The sequence below is a fragment of the Rhodanobacter sp. UC4448_H15 genome (assembly GCF_052978265.1).
The window spans coordinates 626,210-643,503 of record NZ_CM129665.1 but is presented as its reverse complement, the minus strand read 5'-3'; the positions used below and the strand labels follow the sequence as shown (position 1 = coordinate 643,503).

Annotated in this window: 15 protein-coding genes; 11 read left to right on the top strand and 4 right to left on the bottom strand. The window is 69.7% G+C overall.

Features of this window, described 5'->3' with window-relative positions:
* Positions 1-53 precede the first annotated feature (53 nt).
* On the bottom strand, positions 54-1,199 hold the full coding sequence (gene dprA, locus ACVCMI_RS02745) for a DNA-processing protein DprA (RefSeq protein WP_447097530.1): 1,146 nt from the start codon (positions 1,197-1,199) through the stop codon (positions 54-56).
* A gap of 86 nt (positions 1,200-1,285) precedes the next feature.
* Complete coding sequence (locus ACVCMI_RS02740) at positions 1,286-2,407, bottom strand: LysM peptidoglycan-binding domain-containing protein (protein ID WP_447097531.1); 1,122 nt, start codon at positions 2,405-2,407, stop codon at positions 1,286-1,288.
* Positions 2,408-2,595: 188 nt separating this feature from the next.
* Between ACVCMI_RS02740 and def the strand changes: the two genes are divergently transcribed.
* The 5 genes from def to ACVCMI_RS02715 all read left to right on the top strand — a co-directional run bounded on the left by def (position 2,596) and on the right by ACVCMI_RS02715 (position 8,494).
* On the top strand, positions 2,596-3,105 hold the full coding sequence (gene def, locus ACVCMI_RS02735; protein ID WP_447097532.1) for a peptide deformylase: 510 nt from the start codon (positions 2,596-2,598) through the stop codon (positions 3,103-3,105).
* 11 nt (positions 3,106-3,116) lie between these two features.
* Positions 3,117-4,043: a methionyl-tRNA formyltransferase gene (gene fmt, locus ACVCMI_RS02730; protein ID WP_447099498.1), complete on the top strand. Its 927-nt coding sequence runs from the start codon at positions 3,117-3,119 to the stop codon at positions 4,041-4,043.
* A complete protein-coding gene (gene rsmB, locus ACVCMI_RS02725) occupies positions 4,040-5,341 on the top strand; it encodes a 16S rRNA (cytosine(967)-C(5))-methyltransferase RsmB (protein ID WP_447097533.1) in 1,302 nt (433 codons plus the stop codon). The genes fmt and rsmB overlap by 4 nt, the downstream gene beginning before the upstream one ends.
* A 98-nt stretch (positions 5,342-5,439) precedes the next feature.
* On the top strand, positions 5,440-7,149 hold the full coding sequence (locus ACVCMI_RS02720; RefSeq protein ID WP_447097534.1) for an ArnT family glycosyltransferase: 1,710 nt from the start codon (positions 5,440-5,442) through the stop codon (positions 7,147-7,149).
* A 67-nt stretch (positions 7,150-7,216) separates the two neighbouring features.
* Positions 7,217-8,494, top strand: a complete 1,278-nt coding sequence (locus ACVCMI_RS02715; protein ID WP_447097535.1) for an O-antigen ligase family protein — start codon at positions 7,217-7,219, stop codon at positions 8,492-8,494.
* 18 nt (positions 8,495-8,512) lie between these two features.
* On the opposite strand, the gene ACVCMI_RS02710 is transcribed toward ACVCMI_RS02715, so the two are convergent.
* A complete protein-coding gene (locus ACVCMI_RS02710; RefSeq protein ID WP_447097536.1) occupies positions 8,513-9,409 on the bottom strand; it encodes a glycosyltransferase family 2 protein in 897 nt (298 codons plus the stop codon).
* A 297-nt stretch (positions 9,410-9,706) separates the two neighbouring features.
* Between ACVCMI_RS02710 and ACVCMI_RS02705 the strand changes: the two genes are divergently transcribed.
* Genes ACVCMI_RS02705 through ACVCMI_RS02690 form a run of 4 tightly spaced genes read left to right on the top strand, consistent with a single transcriptional unit; the run spans position 9,707 to position 13,676 of the window.
* Entirely contained in the window at positions 9,707-10,525 is an 819-nt protein-coding gene (locus ACVCMI_RS02705; protein WP_447097537.1) for a glycosyltransferase family 2 protein, read from the top strand.
* Complete coding sequence (locus ACVCMI_RS02700; RefSeq protein WP_447097538.1) at positions 10,522-11,553, top strand: CDP-glycerol glycerophosphotransferase family protein; 1,032 nt, start codon at positions 10,522-10,524, stop codon at positions 11,551-11,553. Before ACVCMI_RS02705 ends, ACVCMI_RS02700 begins: the two co-directional genes overlap by 4 nt.
* Positions 11,554-11,610: 57 nt before the next feature.
* A complete protein-coding gene (locus ACVCMI_RS02695) occupies positions 11,611-13,335 on the top strand; it encodes an ArnT family glycosyltransferase (RefSeq protein WP_395120983.1) in 1,725 nt (574 codons plus the stop codon).
* Positions 13,332-13,676: a tetratricopeptide repeat protein gene (locus tag ACVCMI_RS02690; protein ID WP_447097539.1), complete on the top strand. Its 345-nt coding sequence runs from the start codon at positions 13,332-13,334 to the stop codon at positions 13,674-13,676. The genes ACVCMI_RS02695 and ACVCMI_RS02690 overlap by 4 nt, the downstream gene beginning before the upstream one ends.
* Here ACVCMI_RS02690 and ACVCMI_RS02685 read toward each other — a convergent pair.
* Entirely contained in the window at positions 13,667-14,566 is a 900-nt protein-coding gene (locus ACVCMI_RS02685) for an LpxL/LpxP family acyltransferase (RefSeq protein ID WP_447097540.1), read from the bottom strand. The genes ACVCMI_RS02690 and ACVCMI_RS02685 overlap by 10 nt on opposite strands.
* Positions 14,567-14,710: 144 nt before the next feature.
* Between ACVCMI_RS02685 and dtd the strand changes: the two genes are divergently transcribed.
* Positions 14,711-15,151: a D-aminoacyl-tRNA deacylase gene (gene dtd / locus ACVCMI_RS02680; RefSeq protein WP_395120980.1), complete on the top strand. Its 441-nt coding sequence runs from the start codon at positions 14,711-14,713 to the stop codon at positions 15,149-15,151.
* Positions 15,152-15,322: 171 nt separating this feature from the next.
* Entirely contained in the window at positions 15,323-17,209 is a 1,887-nt protein-coding gene (rpoD, locus tag ACVCMI_RS02675; RefSeq protein WP_447097541.1) for an RNA polymerase sigma factor RpoD, read from the top strand.
* Positions 17,210-17,294 lie beyond the last annotated feature (85 nt).

Genomic DNA, 17,294 nt, shown 5'->3' with positions numbered 1-17,294 from the left:
GCGCTTCCGTGCCGGACATATATATAGTTGAAACCACGCCATGGCTTCGGCTGTCAAGCCCGCAGGGACGTGGGCATGACCTGGTAGGCGTTGCCCGACCGGCGTTCGATGCGCCCGTCCAGTTCCAGCATCAGCAGCATCGAGGACAGTGCCGCGGCCGACAGCTCGGTGCGCTGCACAAGTTCATCCATTGTCGCCGGTTCGTGGCCAAGTGCGGACAACAATCGTCGATAATCGGCGTCCGCCGCGGTCGCCGTCGTGACGGTTCCGACCTCCTCGCCACCCAGCCGAGCGGCCAGTTCGAGGCCCAGTGAACGCGCCGCGGGGGCCAGCAATTCGACGATTTCCGCCGCGCATTCCACCAGTCGCGCGCCATCGCGGATCAGCCGGTGGCAGCCGCTGGCCAGCGGATTGTGGATCGATCCTGGCAGCGCGAACACCTCGCGGCCCTGCTCGGCGGCCAGTCGCGCGGTGATCAGCGAACCCGAACGCAGCCCCGCCTCGACCACCAGCACCCCCAGCGCCAGCCCGGAGATGATCCGGTTGCGGCGGGGGAAATGGTCGGCCCGCGCCGCCGTGCCGGGCGGAAATTCGCTGACCAGCGCGCCGTGTTCGACCAGGCGCCGGGCCAACGCGTGGTGTTTGCGCGGATACACCCGATCGGGCCCGGTACCGATCACCGCCAGCGTCTTCGCGCCGGCATCCAGTGCGGCGGCGTGTGCCGCGCCGTCGATGCCGTCGGCCATGCCGCTGGTGATCGTGAAACCCGCCTCGGCCAGCGTACGGGCAAACGCCCGCGCGTGCGCCATGCCGCTGGCGCTGGCTGCGCGCGCGCCGACGATGGCCACCTGCGGATGCAGCAGCAGGCTCGCATCGCCCGCCACGAACAGCACCGCCGGCGGCTGCGGGATGTGCTCCAGTTGCGGCGGGAAATCCGCATCCGTGCACCGCAGCAGCCGGTGGCCGGGCTCGGCCAGCCAGGCCAGGTCCTGCGCCAGGCGCGCCTCGTCCGGGTGCTCCAGCCAGGCCAGCGCGGCGGAATCGAGCCCGGCACCGTCACGGCGCAACTGCGCCAGCGCGGCATGGATGTCGCCGTCGCCGCGATCCAGCCACTGGCGCAGGCCGCCGGGACCGAGCCCGGGCGTGCGCAGCGCGGTCAGCCAGGCGCGGTGGTCGTCATCAGGGTGCGGATCATGCATGCCCGGGAGTGTACGCAGCGACCGCAGACGAAGACGGCGCGGTGGTGGCCGCGCCGTCGTGTAGGAGGATGCCGTTGCGATGGCCGCTATTCGGGCATGGTCAGCCGGCCGCCGGCGTGTACCGGGCGCAGGCTGTCCATCACCAGGCCGTAGCTGACCCGGTCGAAGGTGCGGAACACCATGACGTGGCCGACGTACTCGTCCGGCAGCTTGACCTTTTCGCCTACGCCGCGGTTCCAGCTGTTGCTGGCCACATCGTCGTGGATGGTCTCGCCGGGCTCGAAGATCGAGAACGTGGTGCCGTTGTCGACGCCGTCGCGGGCACCCACCGAGAGCAGCACCACCTGGCGCGAACCCGCCGCGCGCAGGGCGTCGGCGAAACCGATCACCTTGGCGTCGGCCGGCAGCGACTTCGGCGCATGCGGGTAGTAGTACGCGTCGTACGGATGCTCGTCGATCGGCATGATGCGGTCGCCGCTGCGGATCTCGCGGGTGGAGTCGAGCAGCAGCAGGGTGGCCGGATCACCGGTGCGCAGGGTCTCGGCGGTGCCGATCACCGTCACCTCGACGCCGAGGTCGTCGCCCTTGCCATAGTGGCCGTCGTTGCGCGAATCCTCGCGCCACGGCGCATTGACCATTGCCGCGTTGCTGTCCAGGCCGTGCGCCACCAGGTCGGCATCGGCCGGATCGTTCTGGTCGAAGCCGCGGAACACGTGGCTGGGCCGCACGATCGCCCAGCGCTGGCCCGGCTCGCCCTGCAAGCCGCGCACGTAAAGGTTCTGGCCGACGGCGCCGCGCAGGCGGTTCTCTTCCAGGCCGACCACGTAGGGCGCGGAGCTGACCGCGTTGGAATCCATCACCCGCATGTCTTTCAGGAACATCTTCAGCTGGCTGAGCGGAATCGCCGGCACCGCCTCGCCTTCGCGATGCACGCCGGGCTCCAGCCGCAGGCTCGGGCCGTTGATGAAGGACAGGTTGAGCACGTCGCCGGGATAGATCAGGTGGGGATTGCGCACCTGCGGGTTGGCCTGCCAGATCTCCGGCCACAACCACGGCTTGGCCAGGAATTTGGCGGAGATGTCCCACAACGTGTCGCCACGGCGAACGGTGTAGCTGTCGGGGTGATTGGCACGCAATTGCGCGCCCGCGGCATAGACGGTCAGGGTGACCAGCATGCCGGCCAGCAACACGATTGTCTTTCTGATCATTGGCGGGAATCCCCCTTCCCCAGATGCTCGGTCGAGTGTAACCGAATGGTTAACCCGCGCAACCGGCGCGGGTTGGCGAAAATCGTCTGCGCTCGCGTGCTTGCCGACGTACAATGATGCACATTCTAGATCGCGTCGGGGTGGGATTTTTACCAAGTCGCCCGCACTTTCGACGCCGAGGTGATGCCATGTCCGTACTTTCCATCCTGGAGTTCCCCGACCCGCGCCTGCGCACCCGCGCCGCGCCGGTCACCGCGTTCGACGCGAAGCTGAAGCAGTTCGTGGCCGACATGTTCGAAACCATGTACGCGGCCAACGGTGTCGGCCTGGCCGCCACCCAGGTCAACGTGCACCAGCGGGTGCTGGTGGCCGACATGAGCGAGGGGCGCAACCAGCCGCTGGCGCTGATCAATGCCCAGCTGCTGGAAAAGGATGGCTCGCAGGTCTACCAGGAGGGCTGCCTGTCGTTTCCCGGCTTGTACGCCGACGTCACCCGCGCGCTGAAGGTGAAGGTCAAGGCGCAGGACGTGGACGGCAAGGAGATCGTGGTGGAAGCCGAAGGCCCGCTGGCGGTGTGCATCCAGCACGAGATGGACCATCTCGACGGCAAGGTCTTCGTCGATTACCTGTCGCCGCTCAAGCGCAGCCTGCTGCTGAAGCGGCTCGACAAGCAGCGCAAGCAGGCGGCGGGTGCTTGAGTAGCGCCGGCCTGCGGCTGGCCTTTGCCGGCACCCCCGAATTCTCCGTGCCCTGCTTCGAGGCGTGCCGCAACAGCGGCGCGGAGCTGGTGGCCGTCTATACCCAGCCCGACCGCCCGGCCGGCCGCGGCCGCAAGCTGGCGCCCAGCCCGGTCAAGCAGGCCGCACTGGCCGCCGGGGTGACCGTGGAACAGCCCGAGTCGCTGAAATCCGCCGAGGTGCAGCAGCGGCTCGCCGATTACCGCCCCGACCTTTTGGTGGTGGTCGCCTATGGCCTGATCCTGCCGCGCAAAGTGCTCTCGATCCCCCGCCTGGGTTGCTGGAACGTGCACGCAAGCGTGCTGCCGCGCTGGCGCGGTGCCGCGCCGATCCAGCGCGCAATCCTCGCCGGCGACGCCGAGAGCGGGGTCGACCTGATGCAGATGGAGGCCGGCCTCGATACCGGTCCGGTGCTGTTGCGGCGGCGCACCCCGATCCGCCGCGACGACACCGGCGGCTCGCTGCACGACCGCCTCGCCGCGCTGGGCGCCGAGCTGCTGGCCGAGGGCCTGCGCCGTACCCTGGCGGGCGAGACGCTGGTCGCCACGCCGCAGCCGACCGACGGCGTGACCTACGCGCACAAGCTGGACAAGGCCGAGGCGAAGCTCGACTTCCGCCGCCCGGCCATCGAGCTGGAACGCCAGGTGCGCGCATTCGACCCGTGGCCGGTAGCCGAGGCGGAGATCGCCGGCGAATCGCTGCGGATCTGGGCCGCGCGCGCCATCGAAGTGGACCACCATGCCGCCCCGGCCAGCGTGCTGGCGGCCGGGCGCGAAGGCATCGACGTCGCCTGCGGCAGCGGCGCCCTGCGCATCACCGCGGTGCAGCGCGCCGGCGGCAAGCGCATCGGCGCGACGGACTACCTCAACGCCCGCCCCGACCTGCGCCCGCGCCCGTGAAAACCGATACCCGCGCCCTCGCCGCCAGGGGTCTGGCCGAGATCGCCCTGCGCGGCGCCTCGCTGCGCGAAGTGATGGAGCGCAACGCGCCGAGGTTGGCCGATCCGCGCGACCGCGCGCTGCTGATGGCCCTGCTCAGCGAAGGCGCGCGCTGGTGGCTGCGCTTCGACCCGGCCATCGACGGCCTGCTGGAGAAATCCCTGCGCCCCAAAGACCCGGCGGTGCATGCGCTGCTGGTGCTGGGGCTGGTGCAACTGGAAATCCTCGAACTGCAGGATTACGCCGCCGTGGCGGCCACCGTGGAGGCGGTGCGTGCGCTGAAGCGCCCGCAGCTCGCCGGCCTGGTCAATGCCGTGCTGCGCCGCTGGCAGCGCGAACGGACCGCGCGGCTGGCCGCGCTCGACGCCAACCCCGCCACCCGCCACGCCCACCCCGCCTGGCTGGCCGCGGCGCTCGAACGCGACTGGCCGCAACAGGCCGCCGCGGTGATGGCGGCCGACAACGGCGAGCCGCCACTGATGCTGCGGGTCAATCGCCGGCGCTGCCAGCGCGACACGCTGATCGGCCAACTGCAGGCTGCCGGTCACGCGGCCAGCGCCCACCCGTGGCTGGCCAACGCGCTGGTGCTGCCGCACAGCACCGACGTCACCCGGCTGCCCGGCTTCGACGCCGGCCACTTCGCGGTGCAGGACGGTGCCGCCCAGGTCGCCGCCGACCTCGCCGAGCTGCGCGACGGCCTGCGCGTGCTGGATGCGTGCGCCGCGCCCGGCGGCAAGGCCTGCCATCTGCTGGAGCGCGCCGAGATCGACCTCACCGCGCTGGAGTTCGAACCCGCGCGCGCCGAACGCATCCGGCAGAACCTGATGCGGCTGCGGTTGGACGCGAAGATCGTGGTCGGCGACGCCGGCGTGCCCGCGCGCTGGTGGAAGGGCCAGCTGTTCGACCGCATCCTGGTCGATGCCCCATGCTCGGCAACCGGCGTGCTGCGCCGGCGACCGGACGTGCGCCTGCACCGGCGCGAGAGCGATATCGCCGCGATGGGCGCGCAGCAACGGCGCATCCTCGCCGCGCTGTGGCCATTGCTGGCGCCGGGCGGGCGGCTGGTCTACATCACCTGCTCGGTGCTGCGCGCGGAGAACGAGGCCGTGGTCGGCACGTGGCTGGCGCAGCAAGCGGATGCCCAGGCCGTGCCGCTCAGCCTGCCGATCGGCCAGGCCGCCGCGGTGGGCTGGCAGATCCTGCCCGGCGACGGCGATCTCGACGGCATGTATTACGCGGTGGTGCACAAGCGCGGCTGAGCACCTCGCGGCCGCGCCGCCACAGGGCGGGGCTGTGCGGGATCGCGCCGGCCGTTTATGCTTGCCCTCCCTGTCCCCGCAGCGGAACTCCCTTCATCGTGAATCCCCCGGTGCCCTTGTCCCGCGCCCGTCCGTTGTGGTTGCGCGATGCCCGTTGGGAGCTGGTCGTGTTCGGCGCGTTCGCCTTGCTGGTGCTCGGTGCCGGGCTGGGGTTGCGCGATCCGTGGCCTTCGGACGAACCGCGCTTCGCGCTGGTCGCGCAATGGATGGTCGAGCACGGCCAGTGGCTGTTCCCGCACCGCGGCCACGAGCTGTACCCGGACAAGCCGCCGGTGTTCATGTGGCTGCAGGCGCTCAGTTACTACCTCACCGGCCATTGGCGCATCGCCTTCCTGCTGCCCTCGCTGCTCGCCGCGCTGGGCGCGCTGGCACTGGTCTACGACCTGGCTCGGCGGCTGTGGGGTCACCGCAGCGCGCTGCTGGCCGCGGCCACGCTGCTGGTCACGATCCACTTCACCTACCAGATGCGCAACGCGCAGATCGACCCGCTGCTGCTGGGCTGGATGACGCTGGCCAACTACGGCCTGCTGCGCCATCTGCTGCTGGGGCCGTGCTGGCGCTGGTTCGCCGTGGGCTGTTTCTTCGCCGGCGTGGGCGTGGCGACCAAGGGCGTGGGCGTGCTGGCCCTGCTGATGCTGGTGCCGTACATGGTCGCGCGCCGCGGCCACTGGCGGCACCTCGCCCTGCCCACCGGCGGCTGGCGCTGGGCCGGCGGGCTGGCGCTGTTCTTCGTGGCGATCCTCGGCTGGCTGCTGCCGATGCTGCTGATCGCCCATGCCGACGGCGACCCGCAGCACGCCGAGTACGTGCAGAACATCCTGTTCGGGCAGACCGTGCACCGCTACGCCACGCCCACCGGCCATATCCATTCGCCGTTCTACTTCCTCGGCATCATAGTGGTCGACTGGCTGCCGCTGTCGCTGCTGCTGCCGTGGGCGCTGCCGGCGTGGTGGCGCCGGCTGAAACGACGCGATGCGCGTTTCCTGCTGCCGCTGGGCTGGGCCGTGCTGGTGCTGCTGTTTTTCTCGCTCAGCCCCGGCAAGCGCGACGTCTACATCCTGCCGGCGCTGCCGATGGTGGCGCTGGCGCTGGCGCCGCTGCTGCCCGGCCTGTTGCGCCGGCGCGGCGTGCGCATCGCGGTGTTCGCGCTGACCGTGCTGCTGGCCGGCACGCTGGCCGCCGCCTCGGCGCTGGCGATCCATCGCCACCCGGCCTGGGCGCTGAAGATAGAACAGAGCCTGGACCCGCGGATCTGGTGGATGCTGCTGGCCATCGGCGTGGCCGGCCTCGCCATCGCCGCGCTGACGCGGGTGCGCCGCGCGCCGCTGGGATGGCTGCTGTTCGCCGGCGTGCTGTGGAGCGTGTATGGGGTGTGGGGCTATCCGCTACTCAACGGCGACCGCTCGGCGCGCGACGTGATGGTCGAGGCGCGCGCCATCGCCGGCCCGCAGGCCACGATCGGCCTGCTCGCGTGGAAGGAGCAGAACCTGCTGATGGCGCAGGGCCCGGTGACCGAGTTCGGCTTCCGCAAACCGTGGCCGCGGCAGTACGCCGAGGCGATCGCCTGGCTCGAGGGCGATCCCGCGCAACGCTGGATCTTCAGCCTGGACGAGGCGATGGGCGCTTGCGTGGATCGCGCGCGGGCGATCCATGTCGGCCACGCCAACCGCCGCGAGTGGTGGATGTTCAGGCACGACGCGGTAATACCCGGGTGCATCCCGCGTACCGCAGGCGACGACGACGAATGAACCGCACCACTTCCTCTCCACGCCGCCCAGCCTGTCTCGCGGCGGTCTTCGCGAGTGTGACGCGCGCATGACCGATACCCGCCTCGCGCAGGTGTTCGCGCGCCCCGGGCCGGCGTGGACAGTGTCGATCCTGCTGGCCCTGATGCCGCTGTCGTTCTCGATCGACTGGGGGATCAAGGCGCTGCCGCCGGCGCTGCTGTTCCTGCTTGGACTGGCGCTGGTGGCGAGCACCGCCTCGATCCGGCGCAGCTATCGCGCGGCGTGGCCGCCGGTGGCGGTGGCGCTGGCGATGATCGGATTCGTGATCTTCAACGTGCTGCTGCACGACCTGGGCTGGCGACCGCTGGATCGCCCGGCGCACATTCTGCTGTTCCTGGTGGTGGCGGCGTGCTTCAGCCTGCCGTTGCGGATGCGCGTGGTGTGGGCCGGTTTCAGCCTCGGCGCCATCGTGCTGGGCGCGGCCGCCGTGGTGCAGGCCTACGCGCTCGGCATCGACCGTCCGCACGGCCTCAATGGCGGCCCGTCGGCCTCGATCGAACTGGCCACGGTGTTGCTGGGCCTGTCGACGATGGCGCTGGTGCAATTCCTGGCGCGCGGCACGGGGCGCCGGGAACGCTGGCTGCATCTGGTGGCGATGGGCTGCGCCATGTACGGCGCGCTGCTGACCCAGAGCCGCGGCCCGCTGCTGGCATTTGCGCCGGTGTTCCTGCTGCTGGTGCTGCTGCACGCGCGGCGCTGCGGACACTGGCGCTCCAGCCTGCTGCTGGTCGGTGCCGTGTCTGTGGTGGCCGGGACCGTCACCTTCGGCATGCGCGGCGAAATGGTGGAGCGGTTCCAGGCCATCGCGCCGGAGGTCACCCGCTTCGACCATAGCCAGGCCACCCGCGGCGCCGTGATCGAGCGGCTGGAGATGTGGCGCACCGCGGCGCGCGCCTTCGGCGAACACCCGCTGGTGGGCATCGGCGTGGGCCAATTCGACGCGTATACGCGCGAGGAGGTCGCCGCCGGCCGCAGCCATGCCGCGATCGAACGCTACAACCAGCCGCACAACGAGTATCTGGAAGCGGCCGCCACCGGCGGCGTGCCAGGTCTGCTGGTGCTGCTGGCGGTGTTCCTGGTGCCGCTGCGCTACTTCAGCCGGCGCGTGCTGGATGCGGACGACGAAGTAGCGCTGCCGGCCGCCGTCGGCGTCGGCGTGATCGCCTTGTACATGCTCTGCGCGCTCACCGACGCGGTGTTCTACCGGGTGATGACGCAGTCGTTCTATTTCTTCGTGGTGCTGGGGCTGGCGCTGCGACTTGCCTGGCTGCGCCACCGCGAGCCGCCGCGGGTGGCCGCGGCCTGACCGAGGCGGACGACTGTCCTACGCAGTGGCGGCGGCCGGTGGCGCGGCCACGTGACCCACGTGCATCGATGGCCGCAACGGGGTCGGTGCAACGACCGCGCGCAGGTCGAGCGGCGCGACGGCAAACTCGTCGCGGTACTGCTCGACGCCGCGTTCGCAACGAACGAGGTTGCGCTGCCGCGTCTCGGCCAGGATGCGGTCGTTGGGGTTGTCCACCAGGTGCTTGCGGGTGGGGTGGTAGAGATGGACCGCCAGCGCGCCCAGGCGCAGGTCGCGGCGCAGCAGCCCGGCGTGGAAGGCGCGCACGGCCAGTTCGGTATCCTCGCGACCCCAGCCGGTCATCGCTTCGTTGAAACCGTTGAGGCGCAACAGGTCGTCGCGCCAGAAACCCATGTTGCAACTCTTGATGCCACGCTGGCGCATGCTCGGACGGGCGAACAGATGGGCGAGCAGCGGGAGGCGCACGGTGTGGCGGCGACGGTCGATGCCGCGGCGGAAGAAATCCGGAAAGGTCGGCCCGCGGCCCAGCATCTCCTGCACCGAGCGGGCATCGGTGAGCACGCGCGAACCCTGGGTGAAGCAGCCGCGCCGGGCGAAGCGGCGATGGTCGGCGATGAAATGCCGCTCGACCACCATGTCGCCGTCGAGCAGGATGATGTAGTCGCCCTGCGCGGCGGCGATTGCGCGGTTGCGCGCGCGACTCATGCGCGCGCCGTCGTCGGGCTGCCACAGGTGCACCAGCCGCACCGGATAGTCGTGCGCCAGGCGTCGCAGCAGTTCGCTGGTGGCCGGGCGCGAGCCGTCGTCGGTGACGATCACCTCGTGCGGCAGTTCGGTCTGGCTGGCCAGCGCGCGCAGCACCAGTTCCAGCGCCTCGGGCCAGTTATAGGTGATCACGGCAACACTGATGCGCATGGCATGCCCCCCACAGCGGTACATGAAGACTGCATTGGATGCGGCCTCCGGCCGCTGGCGGACGCGATGTTCCGCTTCCATGTCTCGCGTCGGACGATCCGCGCCGATATCCGGCTTGCGGCGAACCTGACGCTGACTGTGGGCGCCCTGCGCCCCTTACGCCGTCCCACGGCAACCGCTCCAGGAGGCTGCGGCGTCCGGAATCCCTCCAATCGCACGCCAGCCACGGAATTCACTCCGCATTCACAGCATAACGCAGCGGCGGACCACTCGCATGATTCGGCTAGAATCGCCGCCATGCCCGCGTTTCCCCTGACCCTCGCCGTGATCACCCGCAACGAGGCGGCCCACATCGCCCGCTGCCTGGACAGCGTGCCGTTTGCCGCCGAGAAACTGGTCGTCGATTGCGGCAGCGACGACGACACCGTGGCGATCGCGCAGGCGCATGGCGCGCGCGTCGTCCACCAGGACTGGCTGGGTTTCGGGCCGCAGCGCAATTTCGCCGCCGGCCAGTGCGCGCACGACTGGATCCTGGTCCTGGACGCCGACGAATACCTCGGCGGCGACCTCGCCGACGAACTGCAGCGGCGCCTGCCCGCACTGATGGCCGGCCACGCTGCCGCCGCGTACCTGCGCCGCAGCACGGTCTACATGGGCGCGCCGATGCGCTGGTACCGGCCAGCCACGGGCGAGCGCATGGCCCGCCTGTACCACCGCGGCCGCGCGCGCTGGAGCGATGCGCGCGTGCACGAATCGCTGCAGTTCGATGGCCCCGCGCCCACCCTGCGCGGCAGCTTCCTGCACACCAACAACCCGACCCTGGTGCACAAGCAGCTCAAGGTGCTGCAGTACGCCGAGCTGAAATGCCGCGACTGGCTGGACAAGGGCAAGCCGGCGCGGATGTGGCAGGCGCCGTTCGTCTACGCGCTGGCTTTCCTCAAGGATTACCTGTTCCGGCTGGCCTGCCTGGATGGCTGGCGCGGCTTCGTGATCGCGCAGACCGCCGCCAGCTACGCGCTGTACAAGCGCATGCGCTACTACGAGATGACGCGCAACCCGGCATCCGTCGAACAGGCCGCCAGCGCGCTGCGCGCGCAGGGCGCGAGCATCGAATGAACAGTCCCAGACGCTATCTGATGTACGGCTCCGAGCGCTACGCGCTGGCCATCCTGCGCCCGCTGCAGGAGGCGGTGCGCGCCCGCGGCGGCGAGGCGGCGTGGTTTTTCGACGGCCCCGGCGCCGAGGATCTGGTCGAGGGCGAGCGCCTGCTCGACGTGGCCGGCGTGCGCGCATGGAAGCCCGACGCCGTGCTGACCCCGGGCAATCACCTGCCGCATTTCTTCACCGGCGTGAAGGTCGAGGTGTTCCACGGTTTCGATGCGGGCAAGCCGCGCCACATCTACATCCGCGGTTTCTTCGATCTGTACTGCACCACCGGTCCACGCGATACCGCCCAGTTCCAGGCGCTGGCGGACCGGCTCGGCCACTTCACGGTGACCGAGACCGGCTGGCCCAAGCTCGACCCGTTCATGCGCGAGATCGCCGGTCCGCTGCCGCCGGTGCGCCGGCCGCCGGTGATCCTCTACCACTCCACCTTTTCGCCGTCGTGGAGTGCCGCCGAGACGCTGTACGAGGAAGTGAAGCGGTTGTCGCGCGACGGTCGCTGGCACTGGATCGTCACCTTCCATCCGAAGATGAACCCGGAGACCACGGCGAAGTTCAAGGCGCTGCAGAACGAGTACCTCACCTTCGCCGAGAACGACAACATCCTGGAGCTGTTCCCGCAAGTCGACATGATGTGCTCGGATACCTCCTCGGCGCTCAACGAGTTCCTGCTCACCGGCAAGCCGGTGGTGACATTCAAGAACCGGCGCCCCGGGCCGCAGTTGCTCGACATCGACGACGCGAAGGACTTCGAGCCGGCGATCGAACGCGCGCTGGCGCGGCCGCCGGAACTGATGCAGGCGATCGCCGACTACGGCAACGCCATCCATCCGCGCCGCGACGGCCGCTCCAGCGAGCGCGTGCTTGACGCGATCGACGCCTTCCTCGCCCGCGGCGGTCGCAACCGCCGGCGCAAGCCGCTCAACCTGTGGCGCAAGCTGAAACTGCGTCGCCGCATCGGCTACTGGGGTCCGGCCTAGCGATGCCCTGATCCGGTCGCAGGCTAGAATCTCTCTCTCCCACCGCGAGTGCACCCCGTGCCGCCCAGCTCCTTCAGCCGTTCCGAACACCTGCGCGCGGTCTGGCCGTGGCTGCCGCTGTGGATGCTGGTGGCGCTGCTGGCGATCTTCGCGCACGGCCCGATGCCGCTGTATTCCACCCGCACGCTGGCGGTGGCCTGGGACATGTTCAGCCATGGCCAGTGGCTGGTGCCGCACATCAACGGCGCGCCGTACAGCGAGAAGGCGCCGCTGCTGTTCTGGCTGATCGAGGCCGGCTGGTTCGTGTTCGGCGTCAGCGACGTGTGGCCGCGCGTGCTGGAGGTGCTGTTCGGCGGCGCGCAGCTGGTGCTGGTGTCGCTGCTGGCGCGGCGGCTGTTCCCGCACCGGCCGTGGATGGCCAAGGCCGCGCCGTGGATGCTGCTGGCGTTCGGCTACGCGTTCCTGTTCGCCTTGCAGATCATGTACGACGTGCTGCTGGCGGTCTGGGTGCTGGCCGCGCTGCTGTGCCTTACGCCGAAGCCGCGACGGGTCGAACCGCGCTGGCTGCTGTTCGGTGTCTGCGTGGGGCTGGGGTTGCTGACCAAGGGCCCGGTGATGCTGCTGCACGTCGCCTTCCCGTGGCTGCTCGGGCCGCTGTGGAACGAATGGGCGCGCGAGCATCGCGCGCGCTGGTACGGCTCCGGCGTGCTGTCGCTGTTGCTCGGCGGCGCGATGCTGCTGGCATGGGCGTTGCCGGCCGGCCTGGTCGGGGGGGACGCCTATCGCGAACGGCTGTTCTTCACCCAGACCGCAGGGCGCGTGGTCGACAAGCTGTCCGAAGGCAAGGATCTGCAGAACCACGCCGAACCGTTCTGGTTCTACGTGCTTTGGTTGCCGGTGCTGTTGTTCCCGTTCAGCGGCTGGCCGCGCGCGTGGGTGGCCGTGGCCGGGCTGCGCCGGCCGCTGGAATCGGGCCTGCGCTTCGCGCTGTGCTGGCTGGTTCCCGCATTCGTGGTGTTCTCGCTGATCAGCGGCAAGCAGCTGTATTACCCGCTGCCGGAGCTGGCCGGCGTGGCTCTGCTGATGGCCGGTGCGATCGCCGTGCTGCGCGAGCGCCGCGCCGCGCTGGCCAACCATTACGCGCTCGGCACCTGGCCGCTGGGCGTGGGGGGGATCGTCTTCGCGCTGCTGCTGTTCGCGCTGCCCATGCTGGTGGAGCACGCCGTCGTGCAGGGCGACTGGGCGCACACGGTCGCGCCGTACAGCCGCTACTTCAGCGTGATCTTCCTGCTGCTCGGCATCCTGCTGCTGATGCGCGGCCGCGGCGAGCTGCGCCGGCTGGCGGTGGCCGGGCTGATCGGCGTGTTCGCGCTGAATGCGCTGTTCACGCTGACCCTGTGGCCGCGCTGGGACCTGCGCCCGTCGGCCGAACTGCTGGGCCGCGCCGAGCAGGCCGGCCACCCGCTGGCCTTCATGGGCAGCTACGCCGGCGAGTTCCACTTCGCCGGCCGGCTGACCCGGCCGATCACCGAGCTGTACGGCGACCAGGCGCTGGCCGATTACGCACGCGCGCATCCCGATGCGCTGGTGGTCGACCGGCCGGACCACCTGACCCCGGCCGACCTGCGCTACGCCTTGCTGGCGCAGCCGTTCCGCTCGTCGTGGGTGGTGATCTGGACGGCCAGTTCGCTGGCCGATCTGCGCGCCGGCCACACGCCGCCGGAACCGGCACAGCCGACCCAGCTCTATCCGGCCGACGAACGCCGCTACCGCCTGCCTTGAACGCCCTGCTCGACAACCTGCGCCGCCAATGCGACGGCCCGCGCGATGGCGCGCTGCTGCGCTACTCGCTGGGCAGCGCCCTGCTTGATGCGGGCGACGCCGCCGGTGCGGTGGCAGCACTCGAACGCGCGCTGGAGTTCGACCCGACCTATTCGGCCGCGTGGAAACTGTTGGGCAAGGCCCGGCTCGCCAGCGGCGAGCTCGCCTCGGCGGCCGACGCCTGGCGTCGCGGCATCGCCGCCGCCGGCGCACGCGGCGACAAGCAGGCCGAAAAGGAGATGACCGTGTTCCTGCGCCGGCTGGAGAAATCGCCCGCGCCGGGCGACGCGGCTCAGTCCTGACGCCTCTCGTCGTCGTACGGACTGACCAGGCCCACCGCCGACCAGCGCTTGTACTGCCACTGGTACTGCGCGAACGCTTGCTCGACGCAATCCTGCACGCCGCGATTGAGCGCCGTGCAGGCGACCTGCGGGTCGGCATCGGCGATGCCGGGCGGCGCCTCGCGCAGGTGGATGCGGTAGCCCGCGCCGGCGGGCAAGCGTTCGGCGAAGGCGAACAGCACCGTGGCGCCGGTGCGTGCGGCCAGCCGCGGCAGCAGCACCATGGTCAGCGCATCGCGGCCGAAGAACGGCGCCAGCCGCCCCTCGCCCGCGCGCGGCTTCTGGTCAGGCAGGATGCCCACCGCGCCGCCGGCGGCCACGCGCTTGTACAAGGCGCGCACGCCGGCGCCGTCGGCGCGGATCTGCTCGGGTGCCAGCGCCCCGCGCACCTTGCGCAGCAGGCCCTCGATGGCGGCGATGCGCGGCGGCCGGTACAGGATCGCCATCGGCGTCTTGCGGCACAGCCAGTAGTTCAGCAACTCCCAGCAGCCCAGGTGCGGCGCGGCAATGATCACGCCCCTGCCCGCCGCCAGCGCGGCATCGAGCAGCGCCTCACCGCGCACCTCGCGCACCAGATCCAGCGCACGTTCGGCGCCACCGCCCCACACCTTGACGATCTCGGTGATCGACTTGCCGCTCTCGCCCATCACCTCGCGCAGCAGCTCGCGCTGGCGCACCGCGTCCGACAACGGCCGCGCGATCCGCAGGTTCACCGCGGTGTGATGGGCCGTGCGCCCCCCGCGCCACAGCACCAGCCGCCCCAGCCCCGCCCCGACGCCATGCAGCGCCCGCAACGGCAACAGCGCCAACAGGCGCAACAGCAGATAGATCATGTAGATGTCGAAACGCATGAGCGAAAGTGTAGCTGGGCCGGAAATGGGGAATCGGGAATGGGAATAGTCAGGCGCGCACCGGATGGGCTCGCCCGACTGCGTGGCATCAGCCGCCGGGCGCTATGCTTTTCCCATTCCCGATTCCCCAATCCCGGCCACCCCATGATCTCCCTCATCCAGCGCGTGACCTCCGCCAGCGTGCAGGTCGAGGACGAGACCGTCGGCGCGATCGACGCCGGCCTGCTCGCGCTGGTCGCGGTGCAGCCGGAGGATGGCGAGGCGCAGGCCCGGCGCATGCTGGAACGGTTGCTCGGCTACCGCGTGTTCGCCGACGATGCCGGCCGCATGAACCGCTCGCTGCGCGACACCGGCGGCGGCCTGCTGCTGGTCAGCCAGTTCACCCTGGCCGCCGACACCCGCTCGGGGATGCGCCCCAGCTTCACCCGCGCCGCCGCGCCCGAGCATGCGCGCCACTGGTTTGACTACCTGCTGGGACTGGCGCGGGTTGCCCATCCGAGGGTGGAAACCGGACGCTTCGGTGCCCATATGGTGGTCCAGCTGGTCAACGACGGCCCGGTCACCTTCTGGCTGGACACTGCCTGACCGAGGTGCCGCGCGGCACCCCGCAGACAGCGCCAACACCGCGGTCTGGCTCGAATTTTGCGTGTCGTCCGACGCGGCAGACGACAGAATTTTTCACTTGAAAACTGGTCAGAAAAGCAGCACATCGCTATAATGTCCGGTTCTTGCACCCCTTTGGCGGTCGGTCAATCCATGAACAGCAAAGCTCCCCATGAGCAACAGTCGGAAATCAAGGCACTCATCTCGAAGGGCCTGGAGCAGGGCTATCTGACCTACGCCGAGATCAACGATCACCTCCCCGACGACATCGTCGACCCGGAGCAGATCGAAGACATCATGGCGGTGCTCAAGGGCGTCGGCATCGAAGTCCATGACGCCGCGCCGGATACCGACACCATCTCCGACAGCGCCGCCCCCGGCGGCGGCCCGGGCGATGACGACTCCGCCGCCGAAGAGGCCGTGGCGCTGCTCTCCGCCGTGGACGCCGAAGTGGGCCGCACCACCGACCCGGTGCGCATGTACATGCGCGAGATGGGCACGGTCGAGCTGCTCACCCGCGAGGGCGAGATCGCCATCGCCAAGCGCATCGAGGAAGGCCTGGGCCAGGTGCAGACCGCACTGGCCAGTTTCCCGCTGACCATCGAGCTGCTGCTGGAGGAATACGACCAGCACCTGGACGGCAAGCGCCGCCTCAGCGAGATCCTGGCCGGCTTCCTCGACCTGGAGGAAGCCGCCGACCTCGCCCGCAAGGAGAAGGAAGCCGCCGCCGCCGAGGCCGCCGAGCTTGGCCTGGACGAGGAATCCGATGGCGACGACGAGGATTCCGACGACGCCAGCGAAGAGGAAGAAGCCGGCCCCACCGGTCCGGACCCGGAGGAGGTCAAGCGCCGCATGGAGCTGCTGCGCGAGTACTACGCCAAGTTCCAGAAGGCCGCGCCGAAAGCCGCCAGCATCACCGACAAGAAGATCGTCAAGCTGCGCGACCAGATGGCCGAGGAGTTCCTCAAGCTCAAGCTGCCCAGCGCGCTGATCGACGGTTTCGTGCGCAAGCTGCGCGAGGTCGTGGGCGACATCCGCCATCACGAGCGCGTGCTGCTGGACATCTTCGTCAAGCAGGTGAAGATGCCCAAGGCCGAGTTCATCAAGGCCTTCCCCAGCAACGAGGGCAACCTCGAGTGGGTCGCCGAGCTCAGCCGCAAGCGGCAGAAGTGGTCGCCGAACATCAAGATCTACCGCGAGGCGATCGACGCCGAGCAGGAGAAGCTGGCCGCGATCGAGCGCAAGCTGTTCCTGCCGCTGATCGACATCAAGGACATCAACCGCGCCATGGCCTCGGGCGAGGCCAAGGCCCGGCGCGCCAAGAAGGAAATGGTCGAGGCGAACCTGCGCCTGGTGATCTCGATCGCCAAGAAGTACACCAACCGCGGCCTGCAGTTCCTCGACCTGATCCAGGAAGGCAACATCGGCCTGATGAAGGCGGTGGACAAGTTCGAATACCGCCGCGGCTACAAGTTCTCGACCTACGCCACCTGGTGGATCCGCCAGGCGATCACCCGCTCGATCGCCGACCAGGCGCGCACCATCCGCATCCCGGTGCACATGATCGAGACGATCAACAAGTTGAACCGCATTTCCCGCCAGATGCTGCAGCAGTTCGGCCGCGAGGCGACGCCGGAGGAACTGGCCAAGGAAATGGAGATGCCCGAGGACAAGATCCGCAAGGTGCTGAAGATCGCGAAGGAACCGATCTCGATGGAAACCCCGATCGGCGACGACGAGGATTCCCACCTGGGCGACTTCATCGAGGACGGCAACGCCAGCTCGCCGATCGACTCGGCCACCGAGACCGGCCTGATGGAAACCGTGCGCGACGTGCTCGCCGGGCTCACCCCGCGGGAGGCCAAGGTGCTGCGCATGCGCTTCGGCATCGACATGAACACCGACCACACCCTGGAAGAGGTCGGCAAGCAGTTCGACGTCACCCGCGAGCGGATCCGCCAGATCGAGGCCAAGGCGCTGCGCAAGCTGCGCCACCCGAGCCGCTCCGAACAGCTGCGCTCGTTCCTCGACGTCGAGTAGGCGCACGCCAACGCACCACCGGAACAGCCCCGCCACGTGCGGGGCTTTCTTTTGCCCGGCCGCTCGCCGGCGATTTTCGATGCGG